This window comes from Flavobacterium araucananum, assembly GCF_002222055.1.
GTDB lineage: Bacteria > Bacteroidota > Bacteroidia > Flavobacteriales > Flavobacteriaceae > Flavobacterium > Flavobacterium araucananum.
The window spans coordinates 14,101-34,391 of record NZ_MUGS01000068.1 but is presented as its reverse complement, the minus strand read 5'-3'; the positions used below and the strand labels follow the sequence as shown (position 1 = coordinate 34,391).

General features: G+C 33.8%; 16 protein-coding genes. 10 read left to right on the top strand and 6 right to left on the bottom strand.

Going from position 1 to position 20,291, the window contains the following annotated elements:
* Nucleotides 1-134 precede the first annotated feature (134 nt).
* On the bottom strand, nucleotides 135-821 hold the full coding sequence (locus B0A64_RS22800; protein ID WP_089481771.1) for a DUF4294 domain-containing protein: 687 nt from the start codon (nucleotides 819-821) through the stop codon (nucleotides 135-137).
* Nucleotides 822-901: 80 nt separating this feature from the next.
* On the opposite strand from B0A64_RS22800, the gene B0A64_RS22795 reads away from it, so the two are divergent.
* The 7 genes from B0A64_RS22795 (at nucleotide 902) to B0A64_RS22765 (ending at nucleotide 10,979) form a co-directional block, all read left to right on the top strand.
* Nucleotides 902-1,990, top strand: coding sequence for a M42 family metallopeptidase (locus tag B0A64_RS22795; protein ID WP_089481770.1), 1,089 nt, complete (start codon nucleotides 902-904; stop codon nucleotides 1,988-1,990).
* A 65-nt stretch (nucleotides 1,991-2,055) separates the two neighbouring features.
* Nucleotides 2,056-2,736, top strand: a complete 681-nt coding sequence (locus B0A64_RS22790) for a response regulator transcription factor (RefSeq protein ID WP_089481769.1) — start codon at nucleotides 2,056-2,058, stop codon at nucleotides 2,734-2,736.
* A complete protein-coding gene (locus B0A64_RS22785) occupies nucleotides 2,733-4,094 on the top strand; it encodes a sensor histidine kinase (RefSeq protein WP_089481768.1) in 1,362 nt (453 codons plus the stop codon). The genes B0A64_RS22790 and B0A64_RS22785 overlap by 4 nt, the downstream gene beginning before the upstream one ends.
* An 84-nt stretch (nucleotides 4,095-4,178) precedes the next feature.
* Nucleotides 4,179-5,426 (top strand): TolC family protein, encoded by a 1,248-nt coding sequence (locus B0A64_RS22780; RefSeq protein ID WP_089481767.1) that lies wholly within the window; start codon nucleotides 4,179-4,181, stop codon nucleotides 5,424-5,426.
* A gap of 11 nt (nucleotides 5,427-5,437) precedes the next feature.
* Entirely contained in the window at nucleotides 5,438-6,523 is a 1,086-nt protein-coding gene (locus B0A64_RS22775; RefSeq protein ID WP_089481766.1) for an efflux RND transporter periplasmic adaptor subunit, read from the top strand.
* A 4-nt stretch (nucleotides 6,524-6,527) separates the two neighbouring features.
* Nucleotides 6,528-7,793 (top strand): carbohydrate porin, encoded by a 1,266-nt coding sequence (locus B0A64_RS22770; RefSeq protein ID WP_089481765.1) that lies wholly within the window; start codon nucleotides 6,528-6,530, stop codon nucleotides 7,791-7,793.
* Nucleotides 7,794-7,880: 87 nt separating this feature from the next.
* Nucleotides 7,881-10,979 (top strand): efflux RND transporter permease subunit, encoded by a 3,099-nt coding sequence (locus B0A64_RS22765; RefSeq protein ID WP_089481764.1) that lies wholly within the window; start codon nucleotides 7,881-7,883, stop codon nucleotides 10,977-10,979.
* 209 nt (nucleotides 10,980-11,188) lie between these two features.
* Here B0A64_RS22765 and B0A64_RS22760 read toward each other — a convergent pair whose 3' ends face one another.
* Nucleotides 11,189-11,569: an ankyrin repeat domain-containing protein gene (locus B0A64_RS22760; protein ID WP_089481763.1), complete on the bottom strand. Its 381-nt coding sequence runs from the start codon at nucleotides 11,567-11,569 to the stop codon at nucleotides 11,189-11,191.
* Between the two features lie 369 nt (nucleotides 11,570-11,938).
* Here B0A64_RS22760 and B0A64_RS22755 point away from each other — a divergent pair, with 369 nt between their 5' ends.
* Nucleotides 11,939-12,478, top strand: coding sequence for an SRPBCC family protein (locus B0A64_RS22755; RefSeq protein ID WP_089481762.1), 540 nt, complete (start codon nucleotides 11,939-11,941; stop codon nucleotides 12,476-12,478).
* A gap of 250 nt (nucleotides 12,479-12,728) precedes the next feature.
* Here the strand turns inward: B0A64_RS22755 and B0A64_RS22750 are convergent, their stop codons facing one another.
* The 4 genes from B0A64_RS22750 to B0A64_RS22735 all read right to left on the bottom strand — a co-directional run bounded on the left by B0A64_RS22750 (nucleotide 12,729) and on the right by B0A64_RS22735 (nucleotide 18,654).
* Entirely contained in the window at nucleotides 12,729-13,685 is a 957-nt protein-coding gene (locus B0A64_RS22750) for a phosphoribosylaminoimidazolesuccinocarboxamide synthase (RefSeq protein ID WP_089481761.1), read from the bottom strand.
* 180 nt (nucleotides 13,686-13,865) lie between these two features.
* A complete protein-coding gene (locus B0A64_RS22745) occupies nucleotides 13,866-16,214 on the bottom strand; it encodes a S9 family peptidase (protein WP_089481760.1) in 2,349 nt (782 codons plus the stop codon).
* A 186-nt stretch (nucleotides 16,215-16,400) separates the two neighbouring features.
* Complete coding sequence (locus tag B0A64_RS22740) at nucleotides 16,401-17,234, bottom strand: Cof-type HAD-IIB family hydrolase (RefSeq protein WP_089481759.1); 834 nt, start codon at nucleotides 17,232-17,234, stop codon at nucleotides 16,401-16,403.
* Between the two features lie 469 nt (nucleotides 17,235-17,703).
* A complete protein-coding gene (locus B0A64_RS22735) occupies nucleotides 17,704-18,654 on the bottom strand; it encodes a PhoH family protein (RefSeq protein WP_072958604.1) in 951 nt (316 codons plus the stop codon).
* A gap of 315 nt (nucleotides 18,655-18,969) precedes the next feature.
* Here B0A64_RS22735 and B0A64_RS22730 point away from each other — a divergent pair, with 315 nt between their 5' ends.
* Nucleotides 18,970-19,797, top strand: coding sequence for an SAM hydrolase/SAM-dependent halogenase family protein (locus B0A64_RS22730; RefSeq protein ID WP_089481758.1), 828 nt, complete (start codon nucleotides 18,970-18,972; stop codon nucleotides 19,795-19,797).
* A 118-nt stretch (nucleotides 19,798-19,915) separates the two neighbouring features.
* Entirely contained in the window at nucleotides 19,916-20,212 is a 297-nt protein-coding gene (locus tag B0A64_RS22725) for a putative quinol monooxygenase (RefSeq protein ID WP_089481757.1), read from the top strand.
* Nucleotides 20,213-20,291: the final 79 nt, after the last annotated feature.

Genomic DNA, 20,291 nt, shown 5'->3' with positions numbered 1-20,291 from the left:
AGAAATTAAAATTAAAATTAAGTAAGTAAATTCTTTTATTTGAAAAATTTCTTGTAATCCAAAAATTATTTTTAATAAAAAAAGACCTACAAGTTAGTTTTGCAGGTCTTCTAATGTAAATTCTATGTAAACTTTTATTTTGGTTCCTTGACCTCTTGTTTCGCTTTTGCTTGCCAATGATTCATTAAATCATCATAATTTACGGGATTTGCGGCTTTCTGATTTACCAAACGTCCGGACTCAAATGCCCGGAGTAGAATAGTTTCTATTAAATAGTCTTCATTGGCCTCATAGGGCTTATATTCTGTTTTTAAACTTATATCAAATAAATTGGCTGTAGTATTTGAAACAAAGGCTTTGAAACCACTTTTTAGAGTTCGGATTAATTCATAAGTTGTTATTCCGGTTTGTCTGTGAATAAGCTTTACCAGAATTTGTCCTTGTCTGCGCGAGAGCTTTTTAAGTCTCTCTTCGAATTCATTGTTGAGATAATCTTCTACAATTTTAAAATATTTTTTCTTTTCCCGATTGGTTTTCAAACGCGCCATTCCGCTATTTAAAGCCGTTAGTCTGTCTGCCGCTAATTTGGCATAGGGATATACTTTGTAAACCCTGTTTTGAAGAATCAAAAATTGTTTTTGAACTTCAGGATCTAGCTTCTCTTTAGAAATAATAATCTCAGGTAATTCTATTGTATCGTTCAGGATAGAATCCTGCTCCGTTAATATATAGCCCATTTGTTGGTTTTCTTTAGGCTTAACCTGGGCCTGACTTGCAAACGAAATCATTATAAGGAATAAAATGCAGTAGGTAAATCTCATTGAATCATAATTTAAGTGTAAAATTATATATTTATATACAACTCTAATACCAAATTTATAAATTAGCAAAAAATATTTTTATGAGCACAGAATCTATCTTAAAAGATACCTCAATAGCTTTCCTGGAAAGCTACCTAAATAACGCCTCACCTACCGGATATGAAAGTGAAGGACAAAAACTCTGGATGAATTATTTGAAACCTTACGTAGATACTTTTATTACAGATACGTATGGAACCGCTGTTGGAATCATTAACCCGGATGCTCCTTTTAAGGTTGTAATAGAAGGTCATGCTGATGAAATTTCATGGTATGTAAATTATATTACGGATGATGGTCTACTATATGTCATACGAAATGGTGGTTCTGATCATCAAATTGCACCATCGAAAAGAGTGCATATTCATACTAAAAAAGGAATTGTAAAAGGTGTTTTTGGCTGGCCGGCAATCCACACACGTTTGCGTGATAAGGAAGAAGCTCCAAAAATTAGCAACATTTTTATTGATTTAGGTTGCGAAACCAAAGAGCAAGTCGAAGCAATGGGCGTTCATGTAGGTTGCGTGATTACATATCCTGATGAATTTATGATCTTAAACGAAAACAAATTTGTTTGTCGCGCAATTGATAACAGAATGGGTGGATTCATGATTGCCGAAGTAGCCCGTTTATTGCATGAAAACAAAAAAACACTTCCGTTTGGTCTTTATATTGTAAACTCAGTTCAGGAAGAAATTGGTTTGCGTGGTGCCGAAATGATTGCACAAACTATTAAACCAAATGTTGCCATCGTAACAGATGTTTGTCATGATACTACTACCCCAATGATCGATAAAAAAGTAGAAGGTGATCTTAAAATGGGCAAAGGTCCGGTTATTGCCTACGCACCTGCCGTACAAAATAAACTACGTGATTTGATTGTTGATACTGCACAGGAAAATAAAATTCCGTTTCAGCGTCACGCCACATCCCGTGCAACAGGAACAGATACAGATGCATTTGCTTACAGTAATGGCGGTGTAGCATCTGCATTGATTTCTTTGCCTTTGCGCTACATGCACACAACCGTAGAAATGGTTCATAGAGAAGATGTAGAAAATGTGATTCAGTTAATTTATCAGTCACTATTAAAAATTGAAAATAATGAAACCTTTTCTTATTTTAAATAAGAAAAAATCTAAAAACACAAATTCGGTTATTGCTATGATAACCGAATTTGTAAATAAAACTTTAAATGAAAATATTACTACTCGAAGACGATTTTACTTTATCTAAAGAAATCTCCGTATTCTTTGCTTCAAAAGAATTCGAGTGCTTCCCTTATTACGATGGAACCTTATTATTAAAAAAGTATTTTCCTTACGAGTACGACTTAATAATTCTTGATATAAATGTTCCGGGAATAAACGGAATCGATGTTTGTAAAGGTATTCGCGAAATCGATAAAAAAACACCAATTATCATGCTTACTGCTTTTAGTGAGATTGATGATAAACTGGCTTCGTTTGATAATGGTGCAGACGATTATTTGGTAAAGCCTTTTCATTTTCAGGAATTGTATGCCCGAATTTCTTCTTTATTAAGACGAAAAGAAATACCGCAACAAGTCGAAAAAAAGATTATTATTCAGGATTTAGAAATTCAGGAAACAGAAATGAAAGTCTATCGTCAGGACAAAGAAATAAAGCTTACACCAAAAGAGTTCAAGCTTATCCTGATTCTGGCACATGCCAAAGGAAAAATCTTATCGAAACAGTTTATAGCCGAAAAACTCTGGGATTATCATATCGAAACGAATCAGAATACGATTGAAGTTTATATTAATTTTCTAAGAAAAAAAATCGATAAAAACCACGATACAAAACTCATTCGAACCAAGATAGGTTACGGATATTATCTGAGCGATCACGAATGACATTAAAAAATCGAATATCACTATTAGTCAGCCTTTTGTTTACAATCCTTTTTGGGTTGGCTTCTACCTTGATATTCTTTTTATATTCTAATTTTAGAAAAGAAGAATTTAGGGATCGACTTGAAATAAAAGCTTTTTCGAATATAAAACTATTGGTAGATGTTAAAGAAGTTGACAGTCAGCTCTTAAAAATGATTGATCAAAACTCTATTAACGAGCTTTACAATGAAAAAACATTAATTTTTGATTCTAAATACAAGCTTATTTATAGTAGCATTGATGATGCTAAAATAAATTGGTCTGTTGAAGATTTGGAATATCTAAAACAAAACAATAACTTTTTTAAGCAACAAGGCGATTACGAGGTTTATGGTGTTTATTATCACAACAAAAATGAGGATTTTTATGCTTTAATTTCGGCTACAGATAATTATGGCAAGCGAAAATTATTATTTTTAAGATATACACTTGTTGCTTCGTACCTGTTTTTTACCTGTCTTTGCTGGATCTTAACCTCGTTTACGATCAAAAAAGTAATGAGTCCTTTAAGTACATTTCATCAAAGGATTAAAGATATAAATGAAAACAATCTCGATACACGATTAGAATCTAAAACAACTAATAACGAAGTTGATCTAATCGCCAACGAGTTTAATTTTATGATGGATCGCATTGAGCATTCGTATCAAAAGCAAAAAGAATTTACTGCAAATGCGTCTCATGAGCTCAGGACACCTTTGTCCCGAATTATTTCTCAGATAGAGAATATGATTTCAGATCCTAATACATCACTAAAGGGACGAACTTTTTTAAAAATTATTCTAACAGATGTAAATCAATTAACCGAATTGATAAATTCGTTATTGATCTTATCAAAAATAGACAATAAAAAATACGAAGGCACTGAATTTCACAGAATGGATGAGATCCTTTTCTCGGCAATTGAAAAATTAAACAGTAGTTTTCCTGATTTTCTCATCTCTTTTGAAATAGAAGAAAATGAAAATTTAGATACTGCTCTGGAGATTAAGGGTAATAAAAAACTATTAGAAGTTGCGCTAAGCAATGTCTTAAAAAATGCCTGCGTGTACTCTGACAATAAACAGGCAAAAGTCAAAATAAGTTCTGCAAATGATACCCTGATCATTTCGGTTTCAAACACAGGAACCACTTTAAATCAAAACGAACAAAAAAATCTTTTTCAGCCGTTTATGCGTGGCGAAAATTCAAAAGGAACATCAGGTTTTGGCCTAGGATTACGGATTGTTCAGCGTATTTTGACCCTTCATAATGCAACAATAACTTACAGTGTTCCAAACATTAACACGAATTTATTTCAATTATTTTTTCATTTATAAATTATTTTAAGGTATTTTTAAGGAAGAATTTAAGGTTTCTTAAAGTCTACTGATAGCATATTTGTATAAAATAAAAATGATACAATGAGAAAACTATGTGCATTATTCCTACTTGTACTATATAGTCCTGTAGTATTGGCTCAAAAAACAGTTACACTTCAAGACTGTGAAAGTCAATTTCTTAAAAACAATCTCTTTCTGTTGGCATCGCAATATAATATTGATGCTTCAAAAGCACTAACAATTCAAGCCCGTATCTGGGATAATCCATCGATTACAGCAGAACTAAATGCTTATAATCCGGAAAGAAATCAGTATTTTGATATTGGAAAACAAGGACAAAAAGCATTTGGTATTGAGCAATTAATTTATTTAGGCGGTAAAAAACGCAATGAAATAAAGTTGGCTCAAACGAATGAAAAGTTGGCAGAGCTACAATTCAATGATTTATTGAGAACCTTAAAACTGCAACTTCGAAAAAGTTTTTTTACTGTTTATTACAACAAAAAAAGTCTTGAAACTACAGACAATCAGCTTACTCATATCGAAGATTTGATTAACTCTTATACTGTGCAGGTACAAAAAGGCAATATTCCACTAAGAGATCTTGTTCGTTTACAATCGCTGTATTTGAATTTTAAAAACGAGCGTATGGAAGTTGTGAATGAAAATATTGAAGAACAAGGAAACTTAAAACTATTATTGAACTCAACAGAAAATATCGTTCCGGATGTCTCTAAAGAGGAATTTGATAAATATACCAAAACTATTCCGTTTGATCTTAAAACATTTCAGGATGATGCAATTGCGAATCGTCCGGATTATTTAGCCAAGCAAAAAGAGATCGAAGCAAACGAAATCAATATAAAATGGCAAAAATCTCTTTCGATTCCTGATATAACCGTTGGTGCAAACTACGATCAACGAAGTGGCGCTTTTAATAAAGAAGCTAATTTAACCCTGGGTATTCCGTTACCGCTTTGGAATAAAAACAAGGGAAACATAAAATATGCACAAACGATTTTAGAACAATCAAAAATTGAAAAACAAAATTTTGATCTGCAATTGCAAACCGAAATTACCTCAGCATGGAACAAATGGGATGAATCCCGCAAAAACTATGTTGTAATAAAACCTACTGTTAATTCAGACTTTGAGGCAGTTTATAACGGAATCCTGACCAACTTTCAGAAACGAAATATTAGTTTATTAGAATTTACTGATTTTATGGAAAGTTACAATCAGGCGTCTGTTCAGATAAATGAATTAAAGAAAAAAGTAATCCTCTCGGGCGAAGAATTAAATAGTACAATCAACAAAGACTTATTCTAAAACTAAATAAAATGAAATATAAACTAATTATAGGAATTGCTCTCGTGAGTTTATCAATCGCAAGTTGCAAAAAGGAAGTCGAGAATCCTGATACCAATACCTCTTTTGTATTAAGCGATGCGATGCTAAAAACGACTACAACAGCAGAAGCAAAAACACAACCTGTAAAAAATGTATTGAGTTTTTACGGAAAGATTACCGCTGATAATAATAAAATGATCGACGTTTATCCGCTGGTTGGCGGAAACGTAGTTAAAGTAAATGTAGAGCTGGGAGATTATGTGCGCAAAGGACAAGTTCTGGCCACCATAAAAAGTACGGATATTGCTGATTTTGAAAAACAATCGATCGATGCCAAAAATGATTTATTGGTAGCAAAAAACCATTTGAAAGTATCTCAGGAGCTATTTGACGGAAAATTAAATTCTGAAAGTGATGTCCTTCAGGCAAAATCTGAAGTAAACAAAGCCCAGTCTCAATTAGGCAAAGTTCAGGAAACCTATAAAATTTACAACATAAAAGCAGGTTCTATCTATGAAGTAACCGCACCAATAAGTGGTTTCATCATTCAAAAAAGTATCAATCAGGATATGCTTTTACGAAACGACCGATCAGAAAACATCTTTGATATTGCTGAAATCAGCGAAGTTTGGGCACTGGCAAATATTAACGAAATTGATATTAATAAAGTAAAACTAGGGATCGATGCTGATGTAACGACCTTAAGTTATCCTGATAAAGTTTTTAAAGGAAAGGTTGATAAAATTTTCAACGTGATTGATCCTGAAACTAAGGCGATGCAAGCTCGTATAAAATTGCAAAACCCCGGTTATATGCTTAAACCGGATATGAACGCCAATATCAAACTATCTTTTAGCGAAGGCGACTCTATGATAGCCGTACCTAGTAAATCACTTGTTTTTGATAAAAGCAAAAATTTTGTAATGATTTTCAAAGATCGCAATAACATCGAAACAAGACAGGTAGACGTTTACAGAGTTGTTGGTGATACCACCTACATCTCTAAAGGCCTAAAAGACAATGAAAAAGTTATTACCAACAACCAGTTGTTTATCTATCGCGCTTTAAACGAATAAGAAGATGGAAAGATCTGTAAACATATTGAGTTTTGCGACGTTGTTTTTTTCAGCGCTTTCATTTTCACAAGAAACAGATTCGATACGAAAATATAGTCTGAAATTTCAAATGACGTCTATATATCAATATCATCCCGCTTTTCATGCCAACTATTCCGGTACAAATAGTATGAAGCCCGAGGAAGAAAGTGCGTTATCATTAACATCGACTTTATTTTTAGATGTACCGCTCTGGAAAGGTGCTACTGCAACGTTTAATCCTGAAATGTCTGGGGGACAAGGTTTGTCTCAAGCCAGAGGATTGGGTGGTTTTCCTAACGGAGAAACCTTTAGAATTGGCGATACAAAACCTGTTGTTTATGTAGCCAGAATGTTTTTGGAGCAAAAGTTTCAGTTTAAAAACAACAAATCGTTGCAATTGGTCTTTGGTAAATTTGGTCTTGCTGATTATTTTGATACTAGTATTTACTCTCATGATCCCAGAACACAATTTTTAAACTGGTCATTAATGACTTATGGTGCTTGGGATTATGCAGCAAATACCAGAGGATATACAGATGGATTATACGCCAATTATCAGTTTGATACCTGGCAAATAAGAGCCGCATTAAGTGCTTTGCCCACTTATGCAAACGGTCCAAATGTCGCCTTTAGCTTTAAGGATTCTAATGCTGTAAACGTAGAAATTGAAAAAGAGATCCTTTTTAATAATAAAGACACGGGTACCATAAAACTTCTGGCGTATAGAAATGTAGCAGGAATGGGAAATTATGATCAGGCAAATTCAAATTTTATAACCCTTCCGGATATAAAAAGTACAAGACAAAACGGACGTACAAAATATGGTATTGGCTTAAATATGGATTATACACACGGAGATAACTGGGGGCTTTTTTCAAGAATTAGTTATAATGATGGTAAAAATGAAACCTGGGCATTTACAGAAATTGACAGATCTGCGCAATTGGGTCTTAATCTAAAAGGAAAAATGTGGAACCGAGCCAATGATTTTGCCGGTATTGCAATTGTCGCCAACGGATTATCTAATGCGCACAAAGAATACCAGAAACTGGGCGGGAACGGATTTATGATTGGTGACGGTACTTTAAATTATGGAGTAGAAAAAATCGCAGAAGTTTTCTATTCGTTTTTAGTTCCTAATACCCACATTACACTTTCGCCGGATTATCAGTTTGCGATAAATCCCGGTTATAATAAAGACCGAGGACCAATTCAGTTTTTTGCCTTGCGTTTTCATACAGAGTTCTAATATAAAAAAACATATTAGGAATAGTATGCTTAGAACCAAAGCATCATAATTAAAAATAAAAATTCATCATTAAAAATACTTTTTAAAATGAACAAATTCATAAGAAACATTATTGCTTTTTCGCTTAAGAACAAAGCATTTACCTTTTTTTGGGTAGGGATATTGGCTGTTGCGGGATTCATTTCTTTCAAGAATATGCCAATCGATGCTTTTCCGGATGTAACCAATACGCAAATTATTATCATTACACAATGGAACGGAAAGAGTGCCGAGGAAGTAGAACGTTTTGTAACCTCACCTATCGAGATCTCTATGAACTCGGTACAAAAAAAGACCAGTGTACGCAGTATTACCATGTTTGGCTTATCTGTAATCAAGATTATTTTTGATGATGGTGTCGATGATACTTTTGCGCGTTTGCAAGTAAACAATCTCTTAAAAAATGTTTCGCTTCCGGATGATGTCGAACCGGATGTGCAACCACCTTACGGACCAACAGGTGAAATTTTCAGGTATATTGTAAAAAGCGACAGTCGAGACAGTCGGGAATTACTGACCTATCAAAACTGGGTAATCGACAAACAACTTCGTTCTGTTCCCGGTGTTGCAGATTTGAATGTTTTTGGTGGACAAACCAAAACATACGAAGTTGGAGTTGATCCTATAAAATTGGCCAAATACAATATTACACCTCTTCAGGTTTATAATGCCGTAAATGGAGGAAACCTGAATGTTGGTGGAGACATCATCGAAAAAAACGGACAAGCATTTGTCGTTCGTGGTGTTGGACTTCTAAAATCTATTCAGGATCTTGAAAATATTATTGTAGACGATGCCAACGGAAACCCTATTTTAGTCAAAAATCTAGCTACAGTTTACGAAAGTGCCATGCCTAGAGTTGGGCAAACCGGTTTAGCCAAAAATGATGATGTCGTTGAAGGGATTATTGTAATGCGAAAAGGCGAAAACCCTCAGGAAACGCTGGCATTAATAAAAGCAAAAATAAAAGACCTGAACGATAATGTTCTGCCAAAAGACATCAAGTTAGAAACCTTTTACGATCGTGATAATCTGATGAATTTCACGACAGAAACCGTAATGCACAATCTATTTGAAGGAATTATTCTGGTTACCTGCGTTGTATTTCTTTTCATGGCAGACTGGAGAACTACTTTTACCGTTTCGATTGTTATCCCGCTCTCCTTATTATTTGCCTTTTTATGCCTTAAAATGATGGGTATGAGTGCCAACTTATTGAGTTTGGGTGCCGTCGATTTTGGGATTATTATTGATGGTGCCGTCGTTATGGTCGAAGGATTGTTTGTCGTCTTAGATCACAGGGCACATCAATTAGGAATGACGGCGTATAATAAAATTGCAAAAGGGAGCTTGATTAAAAAAACAGGAGCCGAAATGGGTAAAGCCATCTTCTTCTCTAAATTAATCATTATTACCGCATTATTACCCATATTCTCTTTTCAGAAAGTAGAAGGAAAAATGTTCTCTCCCCTGGCCTATACGTTAGGTTTTGCCTTAATGGGAGCTTTACTTTTTACCCTGACATTAGTGCCTGTTTTATCGCATATCCTTTTAAACAAAAATGTAAAAGAAAAAAACAATCCCTTTGTTAATTTCTGGGACAGGATTGTAAGCAAAAGTTTTGCCTGGACCTTTAAACATAAAATACAAACACTTATTGGTTCAATTTCGCTTCTGGTAGTGGTTTTCTTTTCGGCTACATTTCTGGGAACGGAGTTTTTACCTCAACTTAACGAAGGCGCTTTGTGGGTAACGGCAGAGTTACCAATGAGTACCTCATTGCCGGAAAGTGTAAAAACCGCTGCAATAATTCGAAAAGACCTTGAAAGTTTCCCCGAAGTAAAAAATGTTTTATCGCAAACAGGTAGAAGTAATGACGGAACAGATCCGAATGGTTTTGGTTTTATACAACTACAGGTAGATTTGAAACCTAAATCTGAATGGAAACGAAAGATTACAATGGATGATTTGATTAACGAAATGGACGAAAAACTAAAAGTTCATCAGGGCATTACGTACAATTATTCGCAACCTGTAATTGATAACGTAGCAGAATCTGTAGCGGGTTTTAAAGCATCGAATGCCGTTAAAATCTATGGTGATGATCTTGATAAACTGGACGAATTATCGAACGAAGTTTTAGGTCAGATAAAAAACATTCCGGGGATAAAAGATGCCGGAATTTTACGAAATGTTGGGCAACCCGAAATAAGTGTGGTACTAGACAGGGACAAAATGGCGGCTTACGGAGTTACGTTAACAGATGCTCAGGCTGTTTTAGAATTGGCTTTTGGAGGAAAAACTGCTACCCAAAAATATGAAGACGACAAAAAGTTTGATGTACGTGTTCGTTTTTCTAAAGAATATCGTAAAGACGAAAATGATATTGCCGAACTTAAAGTTCCTACTATTAGCGGAATTAAAATTCCGTTAAAAGAGATTTGTGAACTAAAAACGATAACTGGTCCTGCATTTATTTACAGAGACAATACCAAACGTTTTATTGGTGTAAAATTCTCTGTTCGTGATCGCGATTTAGGAAGTACTATTGCAGAAGCTCAGGCAAAAGTGGCAAAAATGAAACTCCCTACTGGCTATACGGTAGGTTGGACTGGTGAATTTGAAAATCAGGTCCGTGCCAGTGCCCGTTTGGCTCAGGTTGTACCAATTAGTTTAATTGGGATATTTGTCCTGCTGTTTATTTTGTTTGGCAATATAAAAGATTCATTACTTGTTCTGGCCAATGTACCATTTGCTATCATTGGAGGAATTATTGCGCTGCATTTGACAAGAATGAATTTTGGAATTTCGGCAGGGGTTGGTTTCATTGCCTTATTAGGAATCTGTATTCAAAATGGAGTGATCCTTATATCTGAATTCCATCATAACCTGAAAGCAAAATTCACACTCGAAGAATCTATATTTAGAGGAGTAAAAGCCAGAACAAGAGCAGTAGTAATGACGGCACTTATGGCATCGATAGGTTTAATGCCCGCAGCAATTTCTACCGGAATTGGTTCTGAGTCTCAAAAACCATTAGCAATTGTTATTATTGGAGGTTTAATTACAGCGACAATTTTGACACTTCTGGTTTTTCCTATTATTTTCTGGGTATTTAACCGAAAAAAACATGTTCCTATTGAATAACGAAATTTAAAATTAATTAATTGGTTAAATTAATTTGATTCGGTTCTAACGAAAAAAGCATCATTAATTTTAATGGTGCTTTTTTTAATTTTGACACAAGTTAATGTTGTCTCAGTTGTAATAGCATTACTTGGATATACTAAAATGAAAAACGACCTTCTGCTCAAGGAAGGTCGTTTTTTATACTAACTCTAAACGGATTCAAACTTTTATTTTAAATCTTTTAAAATGGCTATCGCGTCTGCTGCATTAGATAATTGTGCATATTTTAATGCTGTAAATCCTTTTTCATTTTTCGCTGATACATTTGCACCATTCGCAATTAAAAAATTCAAAATATCAACTTTATTATAACGTGCTGCTATCATTAAAGGGGTTAAATCTTCAGATCTTTCGTTTACATCTGCTCCATATTCTACAAGTTTTTTAACGAAATCCAAATCTCCTTTACTAACTGCTACAGTTAGTGGTGTTGCAAAACTACTTACAATTTCCATTTGTGGTTGTACAAATGATGCTTGGTTTGAAGCCATTGCTACATTTGCTAAAGCTACTAAAGCTACTCCTAAATAAATTACTGATTTTTTCATAACGATTGATTGTTAATTATTGATTGATTAATGATGATTCTTAATTTCTGTACAAATGTAATTCTAATTCATGTATTATGCATAACAAAGTACTATGTTTTAACTAATTCTTAACATTTAGATAATAAATGCTCACCAAACTTAAAATTTATGTTATCTCATTTAAGCTGTTATACAATAGACGCTATTAAATCAAAAATGTTACAGTAAAATAAAAATTAATAAAAAAAATCATCAAAAAAATAAGGATCCGGTAAATCCAAAACTTAAGTTATTTAACTTTACTATAAATAAAACAAACTATAAGATAATAAGTTATAGGCCTGTTACCTGAACAAAAAATTATTAATAACCTTAAAGATAAAAGCTATGGGAATCCTTAAAAAAATTCTGATCGTACTCATTTTATTTGTTGCTATCGTATTAATTGCGGCTTATTTTATGCCTAAAAATTATGCTGTCGAAAGAGAAATTACAATCGACAAACCCGTCGATAGTGTTTTTAATTATGTGAAATACCTCAAAAATCAAAATGATTTTAGTGTCTGGGCGAACATTGATCCCAAAATGAAATCAATTTATACCGGAACTGATGGTACTGTAGGTTCTAAGGCCGCATGGGAAAGTGATGTAAAAGAAGTAGGAGTTGGCGAACAGGAAGTGACAAAAATAATTGACGGAAAACGTATTGATTTTGCACTACGTTTCAAAAAACCAATGGAAGATACTGCTGTAGGATTCATGTCTACAGAAGCCGTTGCAGGAAATAAAACTAAAGTAAAATGGGGAATCAACGGAATTATTCCTTACCCGATGAATATCATGCTGCCAATGATGAAAATGGATCAAATGATTGGAAATGATTTACAAAAAGGTCTTGAAAATCTTAAAACTACAATGGAAAATTAGTTTCTTAATAAGAGAAGTAAAGTCTCAGTATTCAGTCTCAGTGATCACTGTGACCGAACCGAATACTGTAACTGAATACTGTAACTGAATACTGTAACTGAATACTGTGACTGAATACTGAGACTGTAAACTGTTACATTTTATCAATTTGTGCAAAAGAAAATGCCCTGCTATCATCAATATAAATAGCAAGGCATTTTTTTATGGATTCTAAAGTTCATGTTTTAAACAGTTCGTTTAAAACTGACAATTATTCTTTAGCAGCAAGATATTCTAATACGTTTTTATCAATACGCTGATCGATATTGGCAATATTTGCTTTTACGAATTTTTCTCCTAAAATTTTCTCGTACAATTCAATATATCTTTCAGAAACAGACTCGATATATTCCTCTGTCATATCTGGAATTTGTTGTCCGTCCTGACCTTGAAAATCGTTTTCGATCAACCAGCGACGCACAAACTCTTTAGACAATTGTTTTTGCTCTTCTCCTTTATCCTGTCTGTCCTGATATCCATCTGCATAAAAGTAACGAGAAGAATCCGGTGTATGGATTTCATCGATTAAAACAATAACACCTTCTTTTGTTTTTCCAAATTCGTATTTAGTATCTACTAAAATCAATCCGCGCTCAGCAGCGATTTCAGTTCCTCTTTGAAATAAATCACGGGTAAATTTTTCTAATACAAGATAATCCTCTTCCGTAACAATTCCTTTGTCCAGAATATCTTCGCGAGAAATATCTTCGTCATGAGAACCATTATCAGCTTTTGTAGTTGGTGTAATAATTGGCTCCGGAAATTTATCATTTTCCTTTAAACCTTCCGGCATAACAACACCGCATATTTGTCTTTTTCCCGCAGCATACTCACGGGCAGCATGTCCTGAAAGATACCCACGAATAACCATTTCTACCTTAAAAGGTTCACATAAATGACCAACAGCTACATTAGGATCCGGAGTTGCAATCAACCAGTTTGGTACAATATCCTCTGTCAATTCCATGAATCTGGTCGCAATCTGATTTAAGATTTGCCCTTTGTACGGAATACCTTTTGGTAAAACCACATCAAAAGCCGAAAGCCTGTCTGTTGCAACCATTACCAAAAGCTCGTTGTTTATGTTGTAAACCTCCCTGACTTTTCCGCGGTAAACTGATTTTTGATCTGGAAAATTAAAATTTGTAGTTGTGATTGTATTGCTCATTATTGTTTGTTGTGTTGTTTTTTATGAATGCAAATTTAAAACTAATTAAAAGAGCAAACAAGAAAGTTTTTAGTTTTCAGTCGCGGTTTACAGTCTCAGTTAGAGCTTTGACAAAGTTTTCGCAGAGATTGAGACTGTAAACCGAAACCGAATACTGAGACTGCGACTGCGACTGAATACTTATTTTTTAAGAAGTGTCGAATTAAATAAATTCAGGATTCTGCTGTATTCATCAATCCAGGAATATGTTTCTTTAAATCCGTGAGATTCTACCGGAAAAGAAGCCAAGCTCCAATTCTTTTTCTGTAACTCGATAAAACGTTGAGACAAACGAACAATATCTTTATACTCTACATTATCATCAACCATTCCGTGTAACATTACTAAATTTCCTTTTAGATTATCTGCATAATAAATAGGAGAACTTTTTTTGTAAGCATCCGGATCCGTTTCCGGGAAATTCAAAATATTTCCGGTATACCCATGATTATAATGTGCCCAGTCTGTAACAGAACGTAAAGCAGCGCCCGAAGCAAATTCGCCAGGAGTTGTCAACATCCCCATTAAGGTAATAAACCCTCCATAAGAACCTCCGTAAATACCCACTCTGTTGGCATCGATTCCGTATTTTTCTACCAAATATTTTTTTCCGTCCAAGTGGTCAGATAAATCTTTTCCTCCCATAAAACGATAAATTCCAGTTCTAAAATCACGTCCATAACCATCACTTCCTCTATAATCGATATCCAGAACTGTATACCCTAAATCTGTCAACAAATTATGAAACATATATTCTCTGTAATAATTGCTCCAATAGTTGTGCGCATTTTGCAAGTAACCTGCACCGTGCACAAAAATTACGGCCGCTTTATTTGCATTCGCTGCATTTGGAGTATATAATCTTGCATTAACAGGAGTTCCGTCCTGCGCTTTGAACGTAATAACTTCCGGTTCTCTCCACTTGTATTTTTTGAAATCCTCAGAAACCGAAGAAGAAATTTGTTGCAAAGCTGTATTCTTTTTATTGTCGGCAATATAAAAATCCCAAGGAACATTTTTATAAGAGTAACGTACTAAAAGTGACTTTTCGTCCGGTGAAAGTACAACTTCATGTGCACCATCTTTGATCAGGATTGGTTCTAAAGCTCCACCAGTTGCAGCAAGTTTATAAAAATTTCTATTTCCCGGGTGGGTTGTATTTGTCGTTAAGTAAAATGCTTTTTTATCTTTTGATAAAGTTACATCACGCACTTCCCAATTTCCGTTGGTTAGTTGTGTTTTACCCCCTGTTTTTAAGTTGTACGTATATAAATGAGAATATCCCGTAGCTTCAGATTGGAAATAGATGGTTTCATTATCTGCCAGAAAACCCAAAGTTCCTGAATCAAATGAGTAAGACGGGATTCCGGGGCCGGCAATCCATGCATCATCATGTTGATGTTCTACCTCTTTAAATGAACCATTTTCGAGGTTCAAACTCACCAACCATCTGTCTTTATTATCCTGACTTCTTATTTCTACAATACCCAAAGAACCATCTTCGTTATAAACCGGAGGCTGAGCCATAATCAATTTATCTTCTTTGGCTTTGTTTTTCAAATTATCATACCCTTCATAATACTTTGGCGCATCCTGAATATGGCTTAACGTCGAAAAATTAACGAAGTAAACACTATCTTTCGCAACAGAATAAATTCCGAATTTAGTTTTTACCAAGTTTGCTGTAGAAACTTTTTCTTTGGTATCCGGCGTTTGATTATAACCATCATCTGTTATAAAAACTTCCATTTTTTCTTTTTTTGCCTCTGATTCTTCTACTAAACTAAAAGTTGCAAAATTACCATTTGGATTCGCTTTCAGATTAAAGAAGTTGTCTTTACCATAAAAATATTCTTTGGCAAAATCAGATTTAACAGCTTTGCTCTTCGCAAGATTCCATTGTTTTTTAGCCTCTTTATCTTTAATAAACTGAAACAATTCTTTTTGTTGTGTCTTTAAAAAAGATTCTTTCTCCGGGGTTTTTTCTTTTTTCGTTCCTTTACTAAAGTTCGTGATTTGAAGTACCGTTCCTTCTTTAGTATTGTATTTAAAAATATTATCGTTTTGTTCAAAAAATACTATTCCGGCAGTAGCACCTAATTCAATATTTGAAATTGGTTTACTTTGCTGAATAATTTTTTTTGTCGTTTTTGTACTAATTGTATACGAATACAATCCTCCTTTATCTACATAATAAGCGATATCTGAAGTTGGTTTTCTTTTAAAATCAAATTTTGAAAAAGCAGCTTCTTTTGGTTCTGCCAAAACAGGTTTTGCCGCTCCTTTTTGCCAGAAATAAGTATTTGCTCCTAAATCATCTGTTGGGTTCCATTCAAAATAAACTTTTTTCCCATCTAAAGACCAGCGTCCGTATGTTGGTTGATTTCCAATAAAAGATTCCCCTTTCATTATTTCTTCTAATTTCAAGGTTTGACTATTGCCCGTAATCGAAAGTATTAGAAAGGCAAGAATAAAAATGTTTTTTGTCATGGTATTATAGTTTTTTGAGAAAACAAAAATACACTTTGCAAATTATTAAAAAAATGTTTTTATCATTTGCCTGCGAAATTCTTTGCATTATATGCATCCAACAAAAAAAATCCTTGAAGAATTATCTCCAAGGATCTTATTTTTATCAAAAGTCTAAAATTGTATCTTTTCTGCTATACTATTTAGTTAACTGGAAGCAAATTCTTTATTCAAAATTTTTGAAGCAATGTATTGTGCAACGCCATCTTCGGCATTGGTTTTTATTACTTCTAAGTTAGGTAACGTTTCTTTAAGCAAAGCCGGAGCATTGCCCATAATTAATCCTTTTCCTGATGCTGATAACATTTGAACATCATTAAAACCATCTCCAAAAGAAATTGCCTGATCTAAAGTAATCCCTTGTTTTTCAAGTACTCTCTCGATCGCAACTGCTTTATCTATAGATTTATCCATAAACTCTAAACAAGTTGGTAAACTAAAAGCATGATGCAAATATTGAGATGAATTTGCTAAAATAGCATCTTTTAGCTTTACTAATTTTTCATGATTGTCGCAGGAGAAGAAAATTTTAATTGCGCCAAAATCTTCCAGATTTTTATAATCAACCAATTCCGGATGGTATTTTAAATCCGCCTGAAATGCATTTAGTTTTTCGCTTAATTTGTTGGTTTGCCAAACATTTTCCTTGAATAAAACTACAGTAATTTCAGGATCGATTTCTACATTTAGTGCTGCCTTTACAACATCACTATCCAAATTGAAGGCAAATAGCTCTTCTTTTTCTGGCGAATGAATCCTTGCTCCGTTTGAACTTACTAAATAAACGGGAACTTTAAGTGTCTCAATAATTGCCATTGCATCAAGATGATGACGTCCTGTAGCGACAACTATAAGATAATTTTGATTGTGAAGTTCCTGAAAAATTGATTTAGTGTATTCTGAGATTCTATGCTGAGGGTTAAGTAAAGTTCCGTCTAAGTCACTAACGATAACTTTTATATTTTTAAGATTTGAATTCATATTAAAGATCAAGTATTTATGATGTGCAAATTTACAGCTTTAAGCCCGGAAGAACAAAGATATACCATCATAAAAGCCCAAAATATGGCAAGTTTATTATTTATTTAACGATTTCCTCAAATACTGAATTTTAAATAATTTAAACTTTAATAAATCCGGTTTTACATAAATTCAATGCTTTTTGTATCCAGTTTTCAATTGTTTCTAAAGGCAAATCTTTAGGAGGATCAAGTAACATAATTTTCGTTCCCGAACGATTTTACTGAAATAAAATAAAAATCAAAAAAAATATTCGTTTTATGCATTTCTATAAAAAAATATGCATAAAACGAATATCATTTACTGTGCTTTTTTGGCCACAGCTTAAAAGATTAAAGTGATTTATAATCCCTTTATTATTTTGCCGCAAATTCACGCAAATTAATTCGTGAAATTCGTGGCAAAAAAATCTGTAGCAAAATGCACAAACTTAATCGTGATTTTCTATTTGTTTATAAGCATCGATTACCTTTTTGACTAATCTGTGACGTACGATATCTTTATCATCAAGATAAATAATTCCAATTCCGTCAACGTCTTTCAGAACCAGGATTGCTTCTTTAAGACCAGAAATAGTTCTGCGTGGCAAATCGACCTGTCCAGGATCACCAGTAATCATGAATTTTGCATTTTTCCCCATACGGGTCAAAAACATTTTCATTTGCGAATGCGTTGTATTTTGTGCTTCATCCAGAATTACAAAAGCATTATCAAGCGTACGCCCACGCATAAATGCCAATGGCGCAATTTGTATAATTCCTTTCAAAATGTAATCTTCCAGTTTTTCGTTGGGCAACATATCGCGCAAAGCATCATAGAGCGGTTGCATATAAGGATCTAGTTTTTCTTTCATATCGCCGGGTAAAAAACCAAGATTTTCTCCTGCTTCTACCGCTGGTCGCGTCAATATGATCCTTTTTACTTCTTTGTCTTTAAGTGCTTTTACTGCCATTGCAACACCAGTATACGTTTTTCCTGTTCCGGCTGGACCAACAGCAAATACCATATCGTTTTTTTTAATGGTATCGACCAATAGTTGCTGGTTAGGCGTCATGGCTTTAATTATTTTACCACCAACTCCATGAACTAATATTTTGTCATGATCTAATGATTTTCTTTCATCCTGACCATCACTCATAATTACACGTTCAATTACATTATCGTCAATGTTGTTGTATCGGGTAAAATGAAGCATAAGCCTCTGAAATCTTTTTTCGAATTCATCTAAAACTTCTTTTTCGCCAAATGCTTTCAAAGTGGTACCTCTTGCTACGATTTTAAGCTTTGGGTAATACTTTTTAATTATTTCAAGATGAGTGTCTTGAGCGCCCCAAAAGTCTTTTGGAGCGATGTCTATGAGCTCGATAATTCTCTCGTTCAAATGAGGTAGTTTTAAATTAAAAATAAATCAGTTTTATAAATCTGTGGTTGTCGGGTGTTTTTTAGTTTAAAGTTTTCAGTGGCAGTCTCAGATTTAAAAGTATAATCAAATCAACTTTTCAAACCAAATTCTACTATCTTATCTATTTTCAAATTCAATTCTTTTTTACGGACTGAAAACTGAAACTGAAAACTAAGACTATTAAAACAATTTGTCTTTTGTTTCCTTCATTTTTGCATTTACTATTGTTAGCTTTGCATTCTCAAATTTAATGAAAATTAGATTTAAATACTACCAATAGTTATAAACAAAATTATGTCAATAATTACCCTTACTACCGATTACGGCTTAAAAGACCACTTTGTTGGTTCGCTAAAGGGTAAAATTTTATCTGAGTATTCAGATGTTACAATCGTTGACATTTCGCATGACGTTGACCCATTTAACACTGCCGAAGCAAGTTACATTATTGGAGCCTCTTATTTGAGTTTTCCAAAAGGAACTGTACACTTAATTGGTGTAGATATCGAGCGCAATAAAGAAAACCAACATATTGCCATGCAATGGAACGATCACTACTTTATATGTGCTGATAACGGTATTCTAAGTATGCTTACGCAGAAAATTGTTCCGCAAAAAATTGTTGCCATCAACATACATGACCGTTTTCCGAGTGAATCAAGCGATTTGGATATTTTTATACAAGTAGCCTGTCACATTTCTAAAGGTGGATTATTGAATGTTATTGGAAAGGAAATTACAGCAGTTAAAGAAATTAATGAGTTGCAACCTGTAATTGCCAATGATGGGAATTCGATAAAAGGTTACGTCATTTATATTGATCATTTTGGAAACGTTGTAACCAATATATCAAAAAGACAATTTCTGGAAATAGCAAAAGGACGCCCTTATGAAATTGTCATGAAACCCAAAAGCATCAAAACGATCTTACCTAACTACTCTGCAATAGCAAGTTCTGCCAAGTATCCGATAAAAACGTACGAAGGCGAAAAACTAGCAATCTTTAATGAAGCCGGTTTTCTCGAAATTGCCATTTTTAGAAGTAATCCTTCAAAAGTAGGCTCTGCAAATAGTTTATTGGGGCTTAATTATCGTGATGTGATTACGATAAAGTTCTCTTAAATTATACTTTATAATATTTAATTTTACTAAAAAGAAGAATCAATTTTGGTATTTTTGCGCCCTTGCAGGCAGGTTTTTCAATCTAAAACCTAAAATAAACCATCTAAAATCGCAAATCATGTTTGTTCGAATAGTAAAAATGAGTTTTCACGAAGAAAAAATTCCGGATTTTCTGGAAAATTTCGAAACCGTAAAAGACAAAATACGAAACGCAGACGGAAATCGTTTTCTGGAATTGTATCAGGATAAAAATGACAAATGCATTTTTTTTACATACAGTTACTGGGAAACCGAAGAAGATTTAGAAAACTACAGGCAATCTGAACTTTTTAATACGGTTTGGAGTTTTACAAAAAAATTGTTTAATGCAAAACCGGAAGCGTGGAGCGTCGACAAAGTGGTTAGTTTAAATTAAGTTGTTTCAGGTTTCAGATTATATGCTGAATATTGAAACGAATGAACCGCAAAGAACGCAAAGATTATATTTGAAAAAG